Annotated in this window: 5 protein-coding genes; 2 read left to right on the plus strand and 3 right to left on the minus strand. The window is 75.2% G+C overall.

Going from position 1 to position 5489, the window contains the following annotated elements; genetic code table 11:
* Both Q0L15_RS11740 and rpsT read left to right on the plus strand, forming a co-directional pair.
* On the plus strand, nucleotides 1–890 hold an 890-nt coding region (locus Q0L15_RS11740; protein ID WP_296604556.1), incomplete at its 5' end, for a phosphotransferase.
* Between the two features lie 122 nt (nucleotides 891–1012).
* Nucleotides 1013–1273 carry a 30S ribosomal protein S20 gene (gene rpsT, locus Q0L15_RS11745; protein ID WP_296604557.1) on the plus strand — a complete coding sequence of 87 codons (261 nt, stop codon included), beginning with the start codon at nucleotides 1013–1015 and terminating at the stop codon, nucleotides 1271–1273.
* Nucleotides 1274–1331: 58 nt separating this feature from the next.
* On the opposite strand, the gene holA is transcribed toward rpsT, so the two are convergent.
* The 3 genes from holA to Q0L15_RS11760 form a co-directional block, all read right to left on the minus strand.
* Entirely contained in the window at nucleotides 1332–2270 is a 939-nt protein-coding gene (holA, locus tag Q0L15_RS11750) for a DNA polymerase III subunit delta (protein ID WP_296604558.1), read from the minus strand.
* A 98-nt stretch (nucleotides 2271–2368) separates the two neighbouring features.
* Nucleotides 2369–4735 carry a ComEC/Rec2 family competence protein gene (locus Q0L15_RS11755; protein ID WP_296604560.1) on the minus strand — a complete coding sequence of 789 codons (2367 nt, stop codon included), beginning with the start codon at nucleotides 4733–4735 and terminating at the stop codon, nucleotides 2369–2371.
* 2 nt (nucleotides 4736–4737) lie between these two features.
* On the minus strand, nucleotides 4738–5489 hold a 752-nt coding region (locus tag Q0L15_RS11760), incomplete at its 5' end, for a ComEA family DNA-binding protein (protein WP_296604561.1).

Genomic DNA, 5489 nt, shown 5'->3' on the forward strand with positions numbered 1-5489 from the left:
AGTGGCCGCACCTGCCGCGGCACGTCCGGGCGCTGGTCGAGGAGCACTGCGGCTCGACCGTGGTCGATGCGCAGTCGCAGGGTGCGGGCTTCACGCCGGGGTTCGCATCGGTGCTGACCTGCGCAGACGGGTCGAGGCACTTCGTGAAGGCCGCCTCGCAGAAGGCGCAGCGGATGTTCGCCGCGGCCTACCGCGAGGAGGCCCGCAAGCTGGCGGCGCTGCCTGCCGAGGCGCCGGCGCCCCGCCTGCTGTGGGTCCACGATGACGGCGACCCCGAGGGGTGGGTGGTGCTCGGCATCGAGCACGTCGCATCCCGCGCACCCGCGCGTCCCTGGCGCGCCGCCGACCTGGCGGCGTGCGTGGCCATGACCGAGCAGATGGCGGCCGCCCTCACACCGGTGCCGGAGGGGTTGGGCCTGGACGACTTCGCGACCGAGTTCGCCGAGTGGCCGGCGTACTGGGACGGGCTGGCGCGCGCCCACGCCGACGAGGCCGGCGCGCTGGCCGCGCGGTTCGCCGAGGTCACGGCCGGATCGACGCTCGTGCACACCGACGTGCGGGACGACAACCTCCTGCTCGCCGAGGACGGCCGCGTGCTGCTGTGCGACTGGAACTGGCCGGTCGCCGGCGCGGCCTGGATCGACACGCTGCTGCTGATGATCGGACCCCGCGGCGACGGGCTCGACGTCGACACCGTGCTCGCCGACTGCGTCCTGACCCGCGACCTCGACCCGGAGGCGATCGACGTCGTCCTCGCGCTCGTCACCGGCTACTTCCTGCACTCCGCCGCGCTCCCCTCCCCGCCGACCTCCCCGCACATGCGCGCCGCGCAGCTGTGGCAGGGTGAGGTGTGCTGGGAGTGGCTCTCCGAGCGCCGCGGGTGGGCCTGAGCGCCGGTTTGGGCGGTCGCGCCCGGCGCTGCTAACCTTGTTCGTCGCGTGTCCGGCTGTCCGCACGCCGATGCGCACCCCAGACATCAGACCCTGACCACACCGACCAGAAGGCTGCTCCAGTGGCGAACATCAAGTCCCAGATCAAGCGGAACAAGCAGAACGAGAAGCGTCACGAGCGCAACAAGGCCGTCAAGACCGGCCTGAAGACCGCCGTGCGCAAGTTCCGCGAGGCCGCCGAGACCGGCGACAAGGAGACCGCGGTCGCCCTCGGTCGCGACGCTGCGAAGAAGCTCGACAAGGCCGCCTCCAAGGGCGTCATCCACAAGAACCAGGCCGCGAACCGCAAGTCCGCGATCGCCAAGAAGGCCGCCTCTCTCTGAGCCTCACCCCGTTGACCCGCCCGAAACTTTCGGGCGGGTCAACGTGCATTTGGGGGGGTCACCGCGGGTCGCGGAGCGCCGTGATCGTGAGGACGAGCCGCTCGAGGGTGTACGACGGGTCGCTGGCCGCACCCTTGATTTCGGCGTCGGCCTGCGCGATCGCGCGGATCGCGCGGGCGATGCCACCGTCGGACCAGCCGCGGGACTGGTCGCGGATCGTGCGCAGCTTCCACGGCGGGACGCCGACCTCGCGGGCCAGGTCCGCGTCGCGCATGCCGCGCGGGGCGGACTTGTAGCGGGCCACGCCGCGCGCTCCCCCGGCGAACGCCGAGGTCACCAGCACCGGGGCGGTGCCGCCGTCGAGGGCCCACCGCAGCTCCTCGAGCGCAGCGGTGCGCCGGCCCCAGAAGGCAGCGTCGGCGACGGCGAAGGACTTGGCCTCGGCCCGGCCGCCGAAGTACTGCTTGACCTTCTCGATGCTCAGCGCCTGGCCCGGGAAGTCGTTGGTCAGCTGGCTGGCGGCCGCGGAGAGCGACCGGAGGTCCTGACCGACCGCCTGGACCAGGAAGTCGGCGGCCTCCTGGTCGATGCTCGAGCCGTGGCTGCGCACCTCGGCGGCGACGAACGAGGGGAACTCCGAGGCCCGCAGCTCCCCCGACTTGGACTCGGTGACCGTCGACAGCTTGCGCAGCTTGGTGAGCGTCCCGCTGCCCTTGGTGCCACCGCCGTGCACGAGCACCAGCGCGACGTCCTCCGACGGCGCCGCGGCGTAGCCCAGCAGCCCGTCGACGGACTCGTCGGGGAGGTTCTCCAGCGCTCGCACCACGACGCAGCGGATGCTGGAGAACAGCGACGGCGCGGCCAGCTCGCCCAGCGTCGCCAGGCTCAGGTCGCCGCCGACGGTCTCGGAGAACTCCGCCTCCGCGTCGTGGGAGCGGACGGCGTCGCGGACGGCGACGACCGTGCGCTCGTTGAGGAACTCCTCCTTGCCGGTCACCAGCGTGACTCGACCGAGGACGTCTGCCGCGCGCGGCTGTGAGGGACCTGCCATGGTGCGGCAAGCCTGCCACAGAGCGGCGACACCGCTGCGACGGGTCAGTGGGTCTGGGTGAGCAGGTCGCCGCCGCGTTCGACGACCGCGATGTCGCCGTCCAGGTCGGTGCGCAGCACCTCGGTCCCCGCGGCCTCGAGCGGGGCGAGGGTCTCGGTCGCGGGGTGGCCGTAGTCGTTGTCCGCGCCCACCGACACGACCGCCACCCGGGCGCCGAGGGAGAGCAGCCAGTCCTCGTCCTGGTAGCGGCTGCCGTGGTGGGGCACCTTGAGCACGTCGACCCGCAGCCCGGGCAGCGCCTGGGCCAGCGCTGCCTGGCCCTCCGGCTCGACGTCCCCGCTGAGCAACAGCCGCAGACCGCGCACCTCGACCAGCAGCACGACGCTCGCCTCGTTGGCGGTGCTGCCGTCGCCCGGTCCGGTCGTCGGGGAGTCCGCGGGCGGCCACAGCACCTGGAAGGTCACCTCCCCCACCCGGCGCGTCGCGGCGTACGGCGCGGGGCCGGCCGCCAGCCCGGCGTCCCCGGCGACCGTCTCGACCTCACGCACCCCCGCGGGCGGGTCGAGCAGCCGCGTCGTCTCCACCGCGCCCACGCTGCGCCCGTCGAGCACCCCTGACAGGCCGTCGACGTGGTCGGCGTGGAAGTGGGTCAGCACCACCAGCGGCACGCTCTCGACCCCGAGGCGGTCGAGACAGCCGTCGACCGCGCCCGGGTCGGGCCCGGCGTCGACCACCACGCCCGCACCCGGACCCGCGTTGAGCACCAGCGCATCGCCCTGCCCCACGTCGCAGGCGACCAGGACCCAGCCCTCGGGCGGCCAGCCCGGGGTGGGCAGCCGCACGAGCACCGTCGTCACCAGCAGGGCGCAGCAGGCCAGACCCGTCGACCGGCGGCGCAGCAGCCACGGACCCGCGAGCGCGACCCCGGCGACCAGGAGCGTCAGCACGATCACCGCGGAGGCCCCCGTCCCCCAGTCGATCGCCGCAGCCGGCAGCGTCGCGCCTCGCGTCGCGACGACCACCAGCCAGGCGACGCACCAGCCGGCGAGGGTGCCGAGGAGCCGGCCACCCCACGGCCAGACCAGGCCGGTCAGCCCGCCGCCGAGGCCGAGCACGGTGGCGGGCCCGACGACCGGAGCGGCGGCGAGGTTGGCGGCGACCGCCACCAGGCTCACCTGGCCCGAGAGCGCCGCGACGACCGGGGTGCAGGCGAGCTGCGCCGCCGCCGGCACCGCGACGGCCTCGGCCGCCCAGCGCGGCAGCCAGCGGGCCAGCGCGTCGCGCCAGCCGGGCGCGAGCAGCAGGATGCCGGCCGTGGCGAGCACCGACAGCGCGAAGCCCGGTGAGGCGGCCAGACCAGGCTGCATCAGCACCAGCGCCAGGACGGCCACACCCAGCGCACGGGAGCCGCGCTCACGACCCTCGGTTCCCATCGCGAAGAGGGCGACGGTCCCCATCACCGCGGCACGCAGGACGCTCGGCTCGGTCCGGGCGAGCAGCACGAACCCGACGATGCCGCCGGCGCCCACGACGTAGAGGAGACGCCCGCGCAGCCCCGCCCACCGGGCGAGCACGAGCAGGAACCCCACCACGAGCGTGAGGTTGGTGCCCGAGACCGCCAGCAGGTGGGTGAGCCCCGTGGTCCGGAAGTCATCGGCGAGCGCGTCGTCGACCTCGGCGTCGTCGCCGTCGACCAGTGCGGGGACCAGTGCCCGCTGGGCGTCCGGGCGATGGGCGACCGAGTCGCGGATCGAGGCACGCACCGCCGCGGCGGCGTCCCACCACACGTCGGGGCCGGCCACGACGACCGGTGGGCCACGGGCGCCGAGGACGGCCGCGAGGTCGTCACCCTCCGCCGGGGAGAGCCGGCCACTGGCGTCGACGGTCGCGCCGAGCGGCAGGTCGGCCCAGTCGTCGTCGGCGAGCACCAGCACTGGCGCGCGGAGGGCGTATGTCGTGCCGCGCCCGGTGACCTCGCGGACGTCGAGCCGCACCAGCACGACGTCGCCGAACCGGCCCTCGGTGCGTCGCGGGTCGGCCGAGACCGTGCCGACGACCCGGACCGCCGCACCCTCCGCGGCCAGCCGCGCGACCGGGCTGCGCGCGACCTGCTCGTGGCGGGCTGCGGCGACCGCGCCGACCGCGAGCGTCACCAGGACGACCGCCGCCGTCGTGCGGAGGGCGCCCGGGCCCCGGCGTCGGACGCACAGCCACACGAGGACGCCGACCGCCACCGTGCCGAGCAGTGCCCACCAGCCGATCGCTCGCGCCGCGAGGGCTGCGCCCCAGGCAGCACCGCCGAGCAGCAGCATCCGGAGGTCGGGTGGGCGAGCCCGCGGCAGAGCGACCCGCTCCACCGTCTGGCCCGTCTGGCCCGTCTGTTCCGCCTGGCCCGCCTGGCCCGCCCTCATCGTCACACCGTCACGAGAGGCGCCAGCCGGCCGAGCGTGGCGTCGCCGATCCCGTCGACCTCGAGCAGCTCGTCGACCGAGGTGAAGCCGCCGTGCTCCGCCCGCCAGGTCATGATCGCCTGGGCGGTCACCGGTCCGACCTCGGGCAGCGTCTCCAGCTCCGCCTGGGTGGCGGTGTTGAGGTTGACCAACGGTCCGGTCGGCGCACCGGCGGTCGGGACGGCGGACGCCAGCACCCCCGTCGGCGGCGGCTGTCCCACGACCACCTGCTCGCCGTCGACCAGGAGGCGGGCCAGGTTGAGCCCCGAGAGGTCGACACCCGGCCTGGCCCCACCTGCCGCATCGAGGGCGTCGACCACCCGGGCGCCGGAGTCGAGCACGACGATGCCGGGCCGGCGCACCTTGCCGGTCACGTCCACGGTCACGGTCGTCCCCGACGCCGCGGCCGAGCCGGTGGGCGCCGCCGCCACCGGGGAGGCGTCGGTCAGCGGGCTCTGCGAGACCAGGGCGCCCGTGCTGGCGGACAGTGCCGGCGCCTCGACGCGGTGGGCGTCGCCGCGCACGACCCACCAACAGGTCACGGCGAGTCCGAGCGCCACGACGACCGCGACCACCGACAGCTGCGCCGGCCCGAGCAGCACCCGGCCGCGCAGGGTCTCGGGAACCCACGAGCCGACCGCCGAGCCGGCCGACCGTCGGGCCGCGTGCCGCCCGGGGACCGGGACGAGCGGGGTGGCCTCCGGTGGGCGCGGCG

Source organism: Nocardioides sp. (assembly GCF_024509035.1).
Classification (GTDB): Bacteria; Actinomycetota; Actinomycetes; order Propionibacteriales; family Nocardioidaceae; genus Nocardioides.

Bases quoted from the DNA above. Each gene is read 5' to 3' on its own strand.
- Q0L15_RS11755 (WP_296604560.1), bottom strand. From the start codon at position 4,735: ATGAGGGCGGGCCAGGCGGGCCAGGCGGAACAGACGGGCCAGACGGGC.